Source organism: Streptomyces sp. A0642, from assembly GCF_004795105.1.
Taxonomy (GTDB): Bacteria; Actinomycetota; Actinomycetes; order Streptomycetales; family Streptomycetaceae; genus Streptomyces.
Window position 1 is genome coordinate 115,587 of sequence record NZ_SSBL01000005.1, and the last position, 14,317, is coordinate 129,903.

The 14,317-nt window shown below is 70.9% G+C and carries 11 protein-coding genes; all 11 read right to left on the minus strand.

What is annotated here, in order from left to right; genetic code table 11:
• Positions 1 to 234 precede the first annotated feature (234 nt).
• The 11 genes from topA to E6R60_RS12175 all read right to left on the minus strand — a co-directional run bounded on the left by topA (position 235) and on the right by E6R60_RS12175 (position 14,307).
• Entirely contained in the window at positions 235 to 3,120 is a 2,886-nt protein-coding gene (gene topA / locus E6R60_RS12125) for a type I DNA topoisomerase (RefSeq protein ID WP_136326511.1), read from the minus strand.
• Positions 3,121 to 3,468: 348 nt separating this feature from the next.
• Complete coding sequence (locus E6R60_RS12130) at positions 3,469 to 3,666, minus strand: hypothetical protein (RefSeq protein WP_136326512.1); 198 nt, start codon at positions 3,664 to 3,666, stop codon at positions 3,469 to 3,471.
• A gap of 209 nt (positions 3,667 to 3,875) precedes the next feature.
• Positions 3,876 to 4,709 (minus strand): ABC transporter permease, encoded by an 834-nt coding sequence (locus E6R60_RS12135; RefSeq protein WP_136326513.1) that lies wholly within the window; start codon positions 4,707 to 4,709, stop codon positions 3,876 to 3,878.
• A 69-nt stretch (positions 4,710 to 4,778) separates the two neighbouring features.
• Positions 4,779 to 5,570 carry an ABC transporter permease gene (locus E6R60_RS12140; protein WP_136326514.1) on the minus strand — a complete coding sequence of 264 codons (792 nt, stop codon included), beginning with the start codon at positions 5,568 to 5,570 and terminating at the stop codon, positions 4,779 to 4,781.
• The gene (locus E6R60_RS12145) at positions 5,567 to 6,727 is read right to left on the minus strand and encodes an ABC transporter ATP-binding protein (RefSeq protein ID WP_240802516.1); all 1,161 of its coding nucleotides are present in this window, start codon (positions 6,725 to 6,727) and stop codon (positions 5,567 to 5,569) included. The genes E6R60_RS12140 and E6R60_RS12145 overlap by 4 nt, the downstream gene beginning before the upstream one ends.
• A gap of 94 nt (positions 6,728 to 6,821) precedes the next feature.
• Positions 6,822 to 7,829: a helix-turn-helix domain-containing protein gene (locus E6R60_RS12150; RefSeq protein WP_136326515.1), complete on the minus strand. Its 1,008-nt coding sequence runs from the start codon at positions 7,827 to 7,829 to the stop codon at positions 6,822 to 6,824.
• A complete protein-coding gene (locus E6R60_RS12155; protein WP_136326516.1) occupies positions 7,826 to 9,361 on the minus strand; it encodes a class I SAM-dependent methyltransferase in 1,536 nt (511 codons plus the stop codon). Before E6R60_RS12155 ends, E6R60_RS12150 begins: the two co-directional genes overlap by 4 nt.
• 109 nt (positions 9,362 to 9,470) lie before the next feature.
• Positions 9,471 to 10,097 (minus strand): small secreted protein, encoded by a 627-nt coding sequence (locus E6R60_RS12160; protein WP_136326517.1) that lies wholly within the window; start codon positions 10,095 to 10,097, stop codon positions 9,471 to 9,473.
• A gap of 350 nt (positions 10,098 to 10,447) precedes the next feature.
• Positions 10,448 to 12,883 carry a sodium-translocating pyrophosphatase gene (locus tag E6R60_RS12165; protein ID WP_136326518.1) on the minus strand — a complete coding sequence of 812 codons (2,436 nt, stop codon included), beginning with the start codon at positions 12,881 to 12,883 and terminating at the stop codon, positions 10,448 to 10,450.
• A 290-nt stretch (positions 12,884 to 13,173) separates the two neighbouring features.
• On the minus strand, positions 13,174 to 13,644 hold the full coding sequence (locus tag E6R60_RS12170) for an ATP-binding protein (RefSeq protein WP_136326519.1): 471 nt from the start codon (positions 13,642 to 13,644) through the stop codon (positions 13,174 to 13,176).
• A gap of 309 nt (positions 13,645 to 13,953) precedes the next feature.
• A complete protein-coding gene (locus tag E6R60_RS12175) occupies positions 13,954 to 14,307 on the minus strand; it encodes an STAS domain-containing protein (protein WP_003967428.1) in 354 nt (117 codons plus the stop codon).
• Positions 14,308 to 14,317 lie beyond the last annotated feature (10 nt).

A 14,317-nucleotide genomic window follows, 5' to 3' on the forward strand; every position in this document is an offset into this window, starting at 1 on the left:
GGGGGCCGCGTCCGAACAAACGACCACAGACCCGCCCCCGACGATCCGCCCGTACACCTCCCGGGCGCAGAGCCTCCCCCGGGCCGTCACACCACCCGCACGCACCCCGGGGCCCCGCTCACCTCTCAGCCCGGCACACGCGCGCCGCACCCCGCCCCGGAAACACGGCGACGCCGGAGGGGCTGGACATCGCTCCAGCCCCTCCGGCGTTCAGGAGCTCAGGGCCCCAGGCGCTCAGTCCTCCGCAGAGGCGGAAGCCGAGGCAGCCGAAGAGGCCGCCTTCTTCGCCGACGCCTTCTTGGCCGGAGCCTTCTTCGCCGCGGTCGCCTTCTTCGCGGCCGCCGTCGTCGTCTTCTTGGCGGCCGTCGCCGTCTTCTTCGCCGCGGTCGCCTTCTTGGCCGGGGCCTTCTTCGCCGGGGCCTTCTTCGCCGTCTTCTTCTTGGCGGGCCCCTTGGCGCGCTTCTCGGCGAGCAGCTCGTAGCCGCGCTCCGGCGTGATGTCCTCGACGCTGTCGTCGGTCCGCAGCGTCGCGTTCGTCTCGCCGTCGGTGACGTACGCACCGAAACGCCCGTCCTTGACGACGACCGGAGCACCGCTCACCGGGTCGGTGCCCAGCTCCTTCAGCGGCGGCTTCGCGGCGGCCCGCCCGCGCTGCTTGGGCTGGGCGTAGATCGCGAGGGCCTCTTCGAGCGTGATGTCGAAGAGCTGGTCCTCCGAGGTCAGCGACCGCGAGTCCGTGCCCTTCTTCAGGTACGGACCGTAGCGGCCGTTCTGCGCGGTGATCTCGACGCCTTCGGCGTCCTCGCCGACCACGCGCGGCAGCGACATGAGCTTCAGCGCGTCGGCCAGCGTCACCGTGTCCAGCGACATCGACTTGAAGAGCGAGGCGGTCCGCGGCTTCACGGCGTTCTTGCCGGTCTTCGGCGTGCCCTCGGGCAGCACTTCGGTGACGTAGGGACCGTAGCGCCCGTCCTTGGCGATGATCTGGTTCCCGCTCACCGGGTCCGTGCCGAGCTCGAAGTCGCCGCTCGGCTTGGCCAGCAGCTCCTCCGCGTACTCGACGGAGAGCTCGTCGGGCGCCAGGTCCTCGGGGACGTCCGCGCGCTGGTGGCCCTCGGAGTCCTTCTCACCGCGCTCGATGTACGGGCCGTACCGGCCGACCCGCAGCTTGATGTCGTTGCCGACGGGGAAGGAGGAGATCTCCCGGGCGTCGATGGCCCCGAGGTCGGTGACGAGCTCCTTGAGCCCGCCGAGGTGGTCGCCGTCGCCGTTGCCCGCGTCCGACGCCTTTCCGGCGCCGGCCGTGTCGTCACCCTCCCGCGCACCGAAGTAGAAGCGCTTCAGCCACGGCACGGACTGGGCCTCGCCGCGGGCGATGCGGTCGAGGTCGTCCTCCATACGGGCCGTGAAGTCGTAGTCCACGAGCCGGCCGAAGTGCTTCTCCAGCAGGTTGACCACGGCGAACGAGAGGAACGACGGGACGAGGGCCGTGCCCTTCTTGAACACGTAGCCGCGGTCGAGGATCGTGCCGATGATCGAGGCGTACGTCGACGGGCGGCCGATCTCGCGCTCTTCCAGCTCCTTGACCAGCGAGGCCTCGGTGTAGCGGGCCGGCGGCTTGGTCGCGTGCCCGTCGACGGTGACCTCGTCGGCGGAGAGCGCTTCGCCCTCGGCGACCTGCGGCAGCCGGCGCTCGCGGTCGTCGAGCTCGGCGTTCGGGTCGTCGGCCCCTTCGACGTACGCCTTCATGAAGCCGTGGAAGGTGATCGTCTTGCCGGAGGCGGAGAACTCGGCGTCCCGGCCGTCGCTCGCCCGGCCGCCGATCTTGACGGTGACGGAGTTGCCGACCGCGTCCTTCATCTGGGAGGCGACGGTCCGCTTCCAGATCAGTTCGTAGAGCCGGAACTGGTCGCCGGTGAGTCCGGTCTCGGCAGGGGTGCGGAAGCGGTCGCCGGAGGGACGGATCGCCTCGTGCGCCTCCTGCGCGTTCTTGACCTTGCCGGCGTACGTACGCGGCTTGTCCGGCAGGTAATTGGCCCCGTACAACTGCGTGACCTGCGCCCGGGCCGCTGAGATCGCGGTGTCCGAGAGGGTCGTGGAGTCGGTACGCATGTAGGTGATGAAGCCGTTCTCGTACAGCTTCTGCGCGACCTGCATGGTGGCCTTCGCCCCGAAGCCCAGCTTCCGGCTCGCCTCCTGCTGGAGGGTCGTCGTACGGAAGGGGGCGTACGGGGAGCGGCGGTACGGCTTCGACTCGACGGACCGCACGGCGAACGCCGAGTCGGCGAGCGCGGCGGCCAGGGCGCGGGCGTTCGTCTCGTCCAGGTGCAGGGTCTGCGCGGATCCGGCCTTGAGCTGCCCGTCGGGACCGAAGTCGCGGCCCTGGGCGATACGGCGCCCGTCGACCGCGCTGAGGCGGGCGGTGAGCGTCGAGGGGTCGGAGGCGTCACCGGTGCGGCCGGTGGCGAAGGTGCCGGTCAGGTCCCAGTACTCGGCGGAGCGGAAGGCGATGCGCTCGCGCTCCCGCTCGACGACGAGGCGGGTGGCGACGGACTGGACACGGCCCGCCGACAGCCGCGGCATGACCTTCTTCCACAGGACCGGCGAGACCTCGTAGCCGTAGAGGCGGTCGAGGATACGGCGGGTCTCCTGGGCGTCGACCATGCGCTGGTTGAGCTCGCGCGGGTTGGCGACGGCCGCCCGGATCGCGTCCTTGGTGATCTCGTGGAAGACCATCCGGTGGACGGGGACCTTGGGCCTGAGCACTTCCTGCAGGTGCCACGCGATGGCTTCGCCCTCGCGGTCCTCATCGGTGGCGAGGAAGAGTTCGTCGGACTCGGCCAGGAGCTGCTTGAGCTTCCTGACCTGGGCCTTCTTGTCGGCATTGACGACATAGATCGGCTGGAAGTCGTTCTCGACGTCCACGCCGAGACGGCGTACCTCGCCGGTGTACTCGTCCGGCACCTCGGCGGCGCCGTTCGGGAGGTCGCGGATGTGCCCGACGCTCGCCTCGACGACGTATCCGGGGCCGAGATAGCCCTTGATCGTCTTCGCCTTGGCAGGCGACTCGACGATGACGAGTCGGCGGCCGCCCTGTGCGGTCTCGCTGGTCGGGGACAACTTCGCTCTTCTCTCCGGTCGACGCTCGGTGGGCATCAGGGCAGCGCGATGGCGCTGCCGAAGGTGCTGTCGCTGCGGAGTGTGACGGTACAACCCGCCCCCGTGTCAAACGGCAAAAGCCCGCAACGGCCACTCGAACGGTAACCCGACTTCCGCCATTCCTGCCGCCCGGCCCGCTCGGTCCGCCGTGTGCACGGCCGCTGCCTGCGTGTTTCGGAGGCGCTGTGGCTGCCCTGCGGGTACGGGGGGCGAGGCGCGGGCGGCCCGGGCGTGTTCCCGGGCGGGCCGGGGCGGGCGCCCGGTCGGAACGGGCTCGGGCAGGGGCGGGCGGCCGGGGCCGGAGCAGGTTCAGACGTGCGTGAGGCACCACACTCCGAGGACGAGAAAAAGTACGCCGAACACGGTGGCGAGGATGCCGGAGGCGACGGGGCTCACCCCGTGCGCCACCGGCGCGCGGTGCAGCACGCGCGCCCCCGTCCACAGCAGCAGAGCCGCGCCGAACAGCGCGAACGCCGTTCCGGCGAAGACAGCAGGTCCGCTCTCCATACCCGTACGCCTCCCCGTCCCCCCGGCGCGGCCCCTGGCATGGTCTGTCCGTACGGTGCCGCTGCCCCTCCGGGGAGGCTCCCACCGCAGGACGTCGCCGACGCGAACGCCGGGTGAACAGCCGAACCGCGGTGCACGCCTCGGCGGCCGCGTGCGGTGGCGGCGGTGCACGCCTCGGCGGCCGCGCGCGGCGGTGGCCATGGCCGAAGTCACATCACGTCGAGCGTGGCGCGCCGTCTGCTGCCCCGTTCGAACACCGTCAGCAGGACGACGGCGAGCACGGCGTACCCGGCCCCCGTCAGCAGTTCCGCGGCGATGGCCCGGCCGTCGAGACCTCCCCCGGCGGACAACTCGCGGGCCGCGTCGGCCGCATGGGTCATCGGCAGGACGTCCCCGACGGCCCGCATCCACTCCGGAAGGTACGCCCGCGGCACGTTCGCCCCGGTCAGGAGCAGGAGGCCGGAACTGGCCACGTTCGAGATGAGGAAGACGTCGCGGAACCGCAGTCCCAGTGCCCCCAGCGCCAGACCGAAGGCGGAGCATCCCGCCGCGGCGGCGAGCAGGACCGCGGCCAGCCCGGGCAAGGCCCCAACCGGAATCCGCAGGCCGAGCAGCAGGCAGGCCACCGCGAGCGTGAAGACGCTGATGACAAGGCCGTTCAGTACATACGGCAGAGCGCGGCCGAACCAGAGCGGAGCCCGGTTCCGGGGGCTCAGCAGTACGGCGCCGAGCGTCCCGTAACGGCGTTCGTTGGCGATGGCCATCGTGCCGCCGTACACGCAGGCGGTCGAGGCGGAGACGACGGCGTTGCCGAGCAGATAGAACCGGTCGTCCGCGACGTCCAGCTCCCGTCCCAGGAAGACGAAGAACAGGAGTTGCAGCAGGGGCCCGACCAGCAGGGTGCCGATGAACATGGGCGGTGTCGTCCAGTTGAAGAGGGCCCGGTAGGACAGTCCGCCCCCGACGACGACGAGCCGCAACGCCGAGGCGGCTTTCCGGTACGGGCCGGGCATGAAGGCGGCGTCCGTTGTGTGGGCAGACATGGGGCGACTCCTGATGTCGGGAGGGGGGGAGGGGCGGCGTCGGCCGCGGAGGCCCCGGGTGAGGGGCCTTCAGGCGAGGGAGAGGGTGGCGGCGGCTCGCGCACGCTGTTCGACCCGTCCCAGAACCAGGACGGCGGCCACCGCGTACAGCGCCCCCAGGCCGAGGGCCACGGCCATCGGGATCAGCACCCCGGCGGGCTCCGGGCCGCCCGAGGTCGCCATGTGCACCGCCCGCGAGCCCCAGGTGGTGGGCAGCGCCCAGGAGACCGGCCGCGTCCAGTCCGGCAGCACGGTGACGGGCACGAGCATCCCGGACAGCAGCCACACCGGAGCGTCGAGCGGGTTGGCGAGTGCGTTGGCGTTGCGCAGCAACACGAACGTGGCGGCGAGCAGCAGCCCCATCATCCCGAGCGACAGGACACACACCGGGACGGCGGCCAGGAAGAGCAACGGGTGCGCGAAATCGAGCGGCACGTCGAAGAGCACGGCGCCCCAGATCACCGTCGCCCCCATGGCGTAGGTACCGATCACGGCGGTGGCCAGGGTGATCGGCAGCAGGACGAGCGCGAGCGGGGTGGGCGAGGCGACCAGGGTCTCCAGCGTCCCGAGCCACCGCTGGTTCTGCACGGCTCCGCCCGATCCGAAGAGCACCGAGGACCAGATGCCCATCAGCCCGGCGCCGACGGCCGCCGTGAGCAGCCGGTCCGGGTCGTCGGCGGCGCGGAAGAGATAGACGGCGAGGGTCGCGTAGACGAGGGGTACGAGGACGGCGAAGGTGATTTCGAGCGGTGAACGGCTCATGTACGAGACGTGGGTACGCACGCCGACGGCGATCAGGCGCAGCGCCCGGGAGGCGGTCACGCCGCGGCCTCGTCGGCGGACCGGACCGGCCCGGCAGCCCCGGCGGGCGCCCCTGCCGGTGCGACAGGCACTGCTGCCGGTGCGACGGGCACGGTCGCCGACGCGACGGGCGCCCCTGCCGGTGCGACAGCCACTGCTGCCGGTGCGACGGCGGCCTCCTTCCGGCCGTCTTCCACGGGGACGCCCGTCTCCGCCTCCTCGACGATCGCGATGTAGGCGTCCTCCAGGGTGGGTTCCCGTGTGACGACCCGTCCGACCCGCACTCCGTCGAGCGCGGCCAGCACCTGCACGTGCAGATCCGCGCCGCGTTCCGTCTGCACGATGACCGCCTGCCGGCTGCCCCGGTCCTCGGCGGCCACCCCGTGCACGCCTGCCAGGGCCCGGATGCGGTCGAGTTGTTCCTCACCCGCCCCGTACGCCTCGATCTCCAGGACGCCGCGCTCCTGCACCCTGGACTTGAGCCGGTCGGGCGTCCCCAGCGCCCGGATCGTGCCGCCGGCGATGACCGCGATCCGGTCGCACAGCTCATCCGCCTCCGCCATGTAATGGGTGGTCAGCAGGACGGTGGTGCCACCGGCCCGCAGATCGGCGACCGTGCGACGGAGATCGCGTGCGGCCACCGGGTCGACCCCGATGGACGGTTCGTCGAGGAACAGGACGTCGGGCCGGTGCAGCAGTCCGCGCGCGATGTGCAGCCGCTGCCGCATCCCGCGCGAATACCCCTCGACGCGCTCCTTCTCCCGTCCGGTGAGACCCACCAGGTCGAGCAGTTCGGCGATCCGCCGCTTCTGCTCGCGCGGCTCGACGGCGTACAGCTCGGCGAAGTAGCGCAGATTATCGAGGGCGGAGAGCCGGTCGTACAGGCCCCGGTCGCCGCCGAAGACGTAACCGATCCTGCGGCGTACGGCGACGGGGTCGGACGCCACGTCGTGTCCCAGCACCCGGGCCGTGCCGGAGGTGGGCAGCAGCAGGGTGTTGAGCATCTTGATGGTGGTGGTCTTGCCCGCGCCGTTGGGGCCGAGCAGCCCGAAGAGCTCGCCACGCGCCACCTCGAAGGTGACTCCGCGCACGGCTTCGGTCTCGGTGCGGCGCGGACGCAGGAAGCCGGACCGGCTGGTGTAGGTACGGCGCAGGTTCTTCGCCTCGATCGCAAGCATGGCGGGGACGCTAGGCCCGGCCGTGCCGGACCCGCCATCGATTCGGGGGCCGCCGAATCGTCCCCCGCGTCCCTCGCCGCCCCTCCCGTCCCGCTCAGGACACCGCGCGCAGCACGTCCTCGCCGGAAAGCAGCGCGAGCAGGGCCCGGCCGGTGTCCGTGAGCTGGTAGTACACACTGCGGCCGATCCGGTGCCGGGTGACGACATCCGCCTCCGCCAGGACCGACAGGTGCTCCGAGACCGTGCTCGGCGCGAGCCCCAGCCGGTCGGCTATGCCGGCGGTGGTGAGCGGACCGCCGAGCTGACGCAGGACCGATGCGCGGCCCCGGCCCAGCAGCAGCCCGAGCCGGTCACCGCTCCCGGGGCGCTCCGCGGCCCGTTCGCGCAGTGCGCCCGCGCCGCGGGCCTGGAAGGAGACCGTCAGGACCTCGGGGTCGTCGGTGGAGTAGAGCCGGCAGCCCTCCGCGAAGACCAGCGGGACGAGCAGCAGCCTCCGCTCCCCCGCCCGGTACTCGGCGTCGATGTGTTTCGTCAGTTCGAGGACGGGCGGTGTCCACTTGGCGCGGCTCTCCAGGCCGGTGAACAGCGCGTCGATGCCTTCGGTGGCGAAGGTACGGGCTCTGATCAGGACCTCGTCCTCGACGAGCCGGCGCATCGTGGGCCAGTGCGCGGCCATCGCGCCTTCCCAGTAAGCCGCGTAGGCGTCGGCGAGATCCGCGCAGGCCGCCTCGGGGTCCTGCAGGTAGAGGCGGATCCGGGGGTGGTCCTCAAGCCCCGGATAGTGCTCGGCGATCCCAGCCCGTACGACATCGGGCGGCGTCGCCCGGACGGTGTCCAGCTCCGCCTCCACCGACGTCGCCCCGACCGGGCGGGGCAGCAGGAAGTCCGGGAAGTTGTCCGGCCCGTCGATCAGCAGCCGCAGCGCGTCCGTGCGCTCGTCCTCCCGCAGCACCTCGCGGGCGCGCACCACCCACTCCTCGTACGGCCGGGAAGGGGTGCGGTGCGGCATGGCCAGATGCAGGCTGCAGAACGCGTCCCACAGCGGGCTGATGGCGATCCGCGTCGCACCGAGCGACGCCTGGTCGAGCTCGATACGGATCACCCGGTCACCCGCCCGCCCGGGGGCAACGGCTCCAGGAACCCTTCTTCGACCAGCAGCCGGATGGCCTGCGGGGTGCGGTCGCGCAGCAGGACCGGGTCCTCGTTCATCAACTGGGCGATCGCGTCCAGGATCCGTCCGGCGGGCAGCGACCCGTCGCAGACCCCGGCGAATCCGGCTCCGACCGCGTCGACCTTCGTCGCGCGTCGCATACCGCGGTTCTGACGCAGCACCACGTGCTCCGGGTCCTCGGCGCCCGGGAGGCCCACCTGCTCCTGCACGACCTCGGCAGCGAGGGTGAAGTGCGCGGCCAGCAGCCCCGCGTCATCCTGCTCCCTCAGGTAGTCCTGGCGGGCGAAGTGCGCCTCGACGACCGGTCCGAGCGGCTGCTCCACCGCGTGCGGCCACTCCTCGATCACGACCGAGGGTTCTCCGGCGGCGGCCGCGGCGGACTTCCGCAGAGCGATCCAGCCGAATCCGACCCCCTTCGTCCCGTGGGCCTCGAACTCATCGAGCCAGGCGTCGTACCGCGCGGCGTAATCGGCGGGGTCCGTGCGGTGGTCGCCGCTGTCGCGCAGCCACAACTCCGCGTACTGCGTGACGTCCTGCACCTCGCGCTGCACGATCCACGCGTCGCAGCCGTACGGCACCCAGGACCGCACCCTGTCCTGCCACTCCTCGCCTTCGGTGTGCTGCCAGTTGGCCAGGAAGTGCGCGTAACCGCCCTCGTTGAGGCGGTCGCCGGTCTGCTGCACCAGGGTCCGGCACAGGTCGTCGCCCGCCATCCCGCCGTCGCGGTAGGTGAGCCGGGCGCCGGGCGAGATGACGAACGGCGGATTGGAGACGATGAGGTCGTACGTCTCGGAGCCGACGGGCTCGTAGAGGGAACCCTCGCGCAGGTCGGCCGGGGCGGCGCCCGACAGGGCGAGGGTGAGCCGGGTGAAGTCGAGGGCGCGCGGGTTGAGGTCGGTGGCGGTGACGCGGGTGGCGTGCTGCGAGGCGTGCAGCGCCTGGATGCCGGAGCCCGTACCGACGTCCAGTGCGGACTCGACGGGGCGGCGGACGGTGATCCCGGCGAGGGTGGTGGAGGCCCCGCCGATCCCGAGGACGACGCCCTCCTCGTGCGAACCGATCCCGCCGGCCCCGCCCACCGCGCAGCCCAGGTCGGAGACGATGAACCAGTCCTGGCCCTCCGGCCCGCTGTACGGCCGCACGTCGACCGTCGCCCGCACCTCGCCGTCCGCCTCGGTCAGCCAGCCGTCCGCCACGCACTCCTCCACCGGCAGCACGGCGGCCGCCCGCCCGGCGGGGACGGGGCGCTGGAGAAGGAAGAGCCGGACCAGCGTGTCGAGCGGCCCGTCACCCCGGGTGGCCCGCAACGCCGGAACCGTCTCGCTGCGGGCGAGCGCGGCGTAAGCGGGTGCGCCAAGCAGGTCGAGGAGACCGTCGGCGGTGAAGGCGGCGGCGAGCAGGGCTTCGCGGAGCCGGGTCGCGTGGTCTGCTGCGGGAAGGCTGGTCTTACTCACATGCCCCATTGTGACGGCTCCCGCTGACAACGGCAGCGGCCCGGCGGCCCCTCGGGGCCGCCGGGCCGGTCGCAGGGGCCTGTGACGTCCTGCCGCGACCTCCTGCCAAGGCTTCCCGTTACGCCTTCTTGCTGGGCGAGGCGGACGCCTCCTTCGAGGGCGTCGCCTCATTCGGCGCACCGGCCGGGGGCGATGCCGAGGCCGTCGGCTTCTGGCAGCCCTTCTGCTTGGCCATCGCGGCGCCGACTTCGCCGGACTGGAGCTTCTTCAGCGCCTGGTCGCCGTTCGTGCTGATCTTGTTCAGCTCGTCGGCGATGCCCTTGAGACCGTCGGCGAACTTCGCCTGGTCCCCGGTGTCCAGGTCGTCGACCTTCTTCTGCAGATTCGCGTAGGCCACGGAGGAGGCGTTGAGCTCCTTCACCGCTTCCTTCTGCGTCGTCTCGCCGTCGTCGACCGGCGGCGGACCCGCCGAGTCGACGGCCGTGCCCAGCGCCTTGTACGCCTGCGAGATCTGCTGGAAGGCGGCCGAGTCGGTCTTCTGGACGTCGGCGGGCTTGCTGTTGTCGGCCGTCTGCTGCTGGATCGAGGCGTTGGCGTTCGCGATCTTCTGCAGCTGTGGCTGGACCTGGTCGCAGACCTTCTTGGCCCAGTCGTTCACCTTGTTGTCGCTGTCGTCGCTGCAGCCCGACAGCGTAAGTACCAGTACCGCACCGCCGGACAGCGCGGCCGCAAGCTTCTTGTTCACCGGATTGGTCCCTTCCAAGGCTCTCGGCCCCGGAACTTACACGTCGAGCGCCCTCCATCCGGGTGTCGGACGTCCGATGAGTGGCCTTTTGCAGCCATTTGCACCAAGGGAAATGAGGGAGATGCCACTCACCCGCACGGCCGCCGAGAGCGGGAACACCTGAACGAGGCATCACTCGCGCGGACACACGGACGGGTGAGTGATGGCGATGACGCGTTCGGGCCCACGGAGGGGTGAACCCGACTCGCGCGGGTGCACGGACGGGCGAACCCGGCATCAGAGTGCCGCGCCCGCCCGCCTCCTGATGGGGCGTCGTGCGACCGGCGCCTACGCGGCGTGCGAACCCCGCCTCACTGAGCGGCTGCCGGATCGGCCGGCCTGGCCCTCCCCTCCCCGTCCCCGCCGTCCGAGCCGCCCTCATCGCCCACCGCGATGCCCCTCCGCTTCGAGAGGTAGACCGCGCCGACGATGACCGCGACGGCCAGCGCCGCCACCACCGCACGCACCCCCGCGCTCGCGTCCTCGCCGTAGCTGAACTGCACCACCGCGGGAGCGATGAGCAGCGCCACCAGGTTCATCACCTTGAGGAGCGGGTTGATCGCCGGCCCGGCCGTGTCCTTGAACGGATCGCCGACCGTGTCACCGATGACGGTCGCGGCATGGGCGTCGCTGCCCTTGCCGCCGTAATGGCCGTCCTCGACGAGCTTCTTGGCGTTGTCCCACGCCCCGCCGGAGTTGGCGAGGAAGACGGCCATCAGCGTCCCCGTGCCGATCGCGCCCGCCAGATACGAACCGAGTGCGCCGACACCGAAGCTGAAGCCGACCGCGATCGGCGCCAGCACCGCCAGCAGACCGGGCGTGGCCAGCTCGCGCAGCGCGTCCTTGGTGCAGATGTCGACGACGCGCCCGTATTCCGGTTTCTCCGTGTAGTCCATGATCCCGGGGTGCTCGCGGAACTGCCGCCGCACCTCGTAGACCACGGCGCCCGCGGACCGGGAGACCGCGTTGATGGCCAGGCCGGAGAAGAGGAAGACCACCGCGGCGCCGAGGATCAGTCCGACCAGGTTGTTGGGCTGGGAGATGTCGAGACTCAGCCCCATCTCCCCGGCCGAGGCGCCGACATCGTCGACCGCCGTCGCGATCGCGTCGCGGTAGGACCCGAACAGCGCCGCCGCCGCCAGGACGGCCGTGGCGATGGCGATGCCCTTGGTGATGGCCTTGGTGGTGTTGCCCACGGCGTCCAGGTCGGTGAGGACCTGCGCACCGGCGCCGGTGACGTCACCGGACATCTCTGCGATGCCCTGCGCGTTGTCGGAGACCGGGCCGAAGGTGTCCATGGCGACGATCACCCCGACGGTGGTGAGCAGCCCCGTTCCCGCCAGCGCCACCGCGAAGAGCGCCAGCATGATCGACGTACCACCCAGCAGGAACGCCCCGTAGACGCCGAGCCCGATCAGCAGCGCGGTGTAGACGGCGGACTCCAGGCCGACGGAGATTCCGGCGAGCACGACGGTCGCCGGTCCGGTCAGTGAGGACTTGCCGATGTCCCGGACGGGGCGCCGGCTCGTCTCGGTGAAGTAGCCGGTCAGCTGCTGGATCAGGGCTGCCAGCACGATGCCGATCGCGACGGCGACCAGCGCGAAGACCCGCGGGTCGCCGCCGTGCGAGGTGACGGCCGCATCGCTGACCCCGTCCAGTTCGGCGTACGAGGACGGCAGGTAGACGAAGACCGCTACGGCCACCAGCACCAGTGAGATGACGGCGGAGATGAAGAACCCGCGGTTGATGGCGGTCATACCGCTGCGGTCGGCGCGGCGCGGGGCGACCGCGAAGATCCCGATCATCGCGGTGACCACCCCGATCGCCGGCACGATCAGCGGAAAGGCCAGGCCCGAGTCACCGAAGGCGGCCTTGCCGAGGATGAGCGCGGCGACCAGCGTGACGGCGTACGACTCGAAGAGATCGGCCGCCATGCCCGCGCAGTCCCCGACGTTGTCGCCCACGTTGTCGGCGATGGTCGCGGCGTTGCGGGGGTCGTCCTCCGGGATGCCCTGTTCCACCTTCCCGACGAGGTCGGCGCCGACATCGGCCGCCTTGGTGAAGATGCCACCGCCGACCCTCATGAACATCGCGATCAGCGCGGCGCCGAGCCCGAATCCCTCGAGCACCTTCGGCGCGTCGGCGGCATAGACGAGGACCACGCAGGAGGCGCCCAGGAGCCCCAGCCCCACGGTGATCATGCCGACCACGCCGCCCGTACGGAAAGCGATCTTCATCGCTTTGTGCGAAACGGCGGTGAGATCTTTTTCCGGTTCGCCCTCCGCGGGAGTCGCCTCACGCGCTGCGGCCGCCACCCGCACATTGCTCCGCACGGCCAGCCGCATACCGATGTATCCAGTGGCTGCCGAGAAAAGCGCACCCACCAGGAAGAACACCGAACGGCCGATGCGCTGGGACCAGTTGTCCGCCGGAAGCAGCAGCAGAAGGAAGAAGACGACGACGGCGAATACACCGACCGTACGCAGCTGCCGGGCCAGATAGGCATTCGCGCCCTCCTGGACCGCCGCCGCGATCTCCTTCATGCGCTCGGTGCCCTCGCCCGCCGCCAGCACCTGGCGCACCAGCAGCTGGGCGACGATCAGTGCGGCGACGGCGACGACCGCGACGACGATCACGATGACGCGGTTGTCATCGGTGAGCACGGCGGCCGCAAGAGTGGTGGGTGGGTCGGAAAGTGCGGAAAACTGCGTCGGTTCTGCCAGTGGTGTGGTGCCGGATCCCGCCATACGTCCTCCTTGACGCTCAGCGCTCAAGACGTGGACGGATTGTAGGGAGCGGAACACGATCAAAACAGTGCGCGGTAAATGTAATTGCCCTTCATCCACCGAACGGCAATTGATCGAGTTCCCCGCCTGGACCGAATGCAGTAATGGGGCAGACGCATTGCGGAAGATCATTACTCGGGCAGAAACGAAAAAAGGCCCTGCTCAGCAGGGCCTCGGAAATCTCGATCAGGGGTGGCCGGCTACGCCGTCCGGGGTGGCTGAGCCGCCCCAGGGCCGGAGCCGGAGCCGGCTCAGGGGAGGACGGTGAGGGGCGTCTTCGGCCAGCTCATGCGGATCACTCCGCCGTCCACGCCGGACCTGACCTCCACATCGTCGACCAGACCGCTGATGACCGCGAGGCCCATCTCGTCCTCACCGTCGCCCTCCGGTTCCGGTTCGTCCGGTCCCACCTCCGGCGCGGGGCCGCGACGCCCGGAGACGCCGCCGGGCACGGATCCGTCGGCACCCGGACCGGGCACCTCGTCACCGACCTCGATGGAGAAGGACTTCTCGTCCTCGATCAGGACGACCGTGACAGGCGCCGTGATGCCGTGGCTGCGGTGCAGCCCGACCGCTCGGCTGCAGGCCTCTCCGACGGCGAGCCGGACCTCGTCGAGCACGGCCTCGTCGACCCCGGCCCGGCGCGCCACGGCGGCCGCCACGAGGCGGGCGGTCCTGACGTGCTCGGGCTGGGCGCTGAAGCGGAGTTCAACGGTGGCCATACGATCCCCCTCGAACGTACGTAAGTGCACTCATGGAGCCGGGCCAACGGCCCGGTGCTCCTGAGCTCTGTCTGCGCATGCCGCTGACCGTCCGGTCGCCGCTCGACTGCCGGCCGCCTGCCGAGGCTGCCGGCCGGCAGAAGAAATATCAGCCGCAGACCGCCGGACGGGTGACGGAAGGGTGTCCGACACTCGCCGCCGGAAGCAGCGGCCGCCGATCAGCCGCCACCCGGCCTCCCGGGCTCGGCACCGCTGTCGCACCGACCGCCGCCGGGCCGGCTCGAAGCCGGCCCGACCGCGGAGGGGACGTCAGTCGGTGGCCGCCACGGCCTCGTCGACCGTGGTGTGGATCGGGAACACCTTGGTCAGACCGGTGATCCGGAAAATCTTGAGAATGCGCTCCTGGTTGCACACCAGGCGCAACGAGCCCTCATGGGCCCGCACACGCTTCAAGCCGCCCACGAGCACGCCGAGGCCGGTGGAGTCGAGGAAGTCGACGCCTTCCATGTCGACAACCAAGTGGTAGCTGCCGTCATTCACCAACTCGACCAACTGCTCGCGCAGCTTGGGCGCGGTATACACATCAATCTCGCCACCGACCTCGACGACCGTACGGTCGCCACCAGGGCCGGACACATTGCGAGTCGACAAGGACAGGTCCACGGATCCTCCA

What these genes read in the sequence shown, in the direction of transcription:
- E6R60_RS12155 (WP_136326516.1), bottom strand. Translation starts at nt 9,361, where the DNA reads ATGGGGCATGTGAGTAAGACCAGCCTTCCCGCAGCAGACCACGCGACC.
- E6R60_RS12170 (WP_136326519.1), bottom strand. Translation starts at nt 13,644, where the DNA reads ATGGCCACCGTTGAACTCCGCTTCAGCGCCCAGCCCGAGCACGTCAGG.
- E6R60_RS12165 (WP_136326518.1), bottom strand. Translation starts at nt 12,883, where the DNA reads ATGGCGGGATCCGGCACCACACCACTGGCAGAACCGACGCAGTTTTCC.
- E6R60_RS12145 (WP_240802516.1), bottom strand. Translation starts at nt 6,727, where the DNA reads ATGCTTGCGATCGAGGCGAAGAACCTGCGCCGTACCTACACCAGCCGG.
- E6R60_RS12135 (WP_136326513.1), bottom strand. Translation starts at nt 4,709, where the DNA reads ATGTCTGCCCACACAACGGACGCCGCCTTCATGCCCGGCCCGTACCGG.
- E6R60_RS12130 (WP_136326512.1), bottom strand. Translation starts at nt 3,666, where the DNA reads ATGGAGAGCGGACCTGCTGTCTTCGCCGGAACGGCGTTCGCGCTGTTC.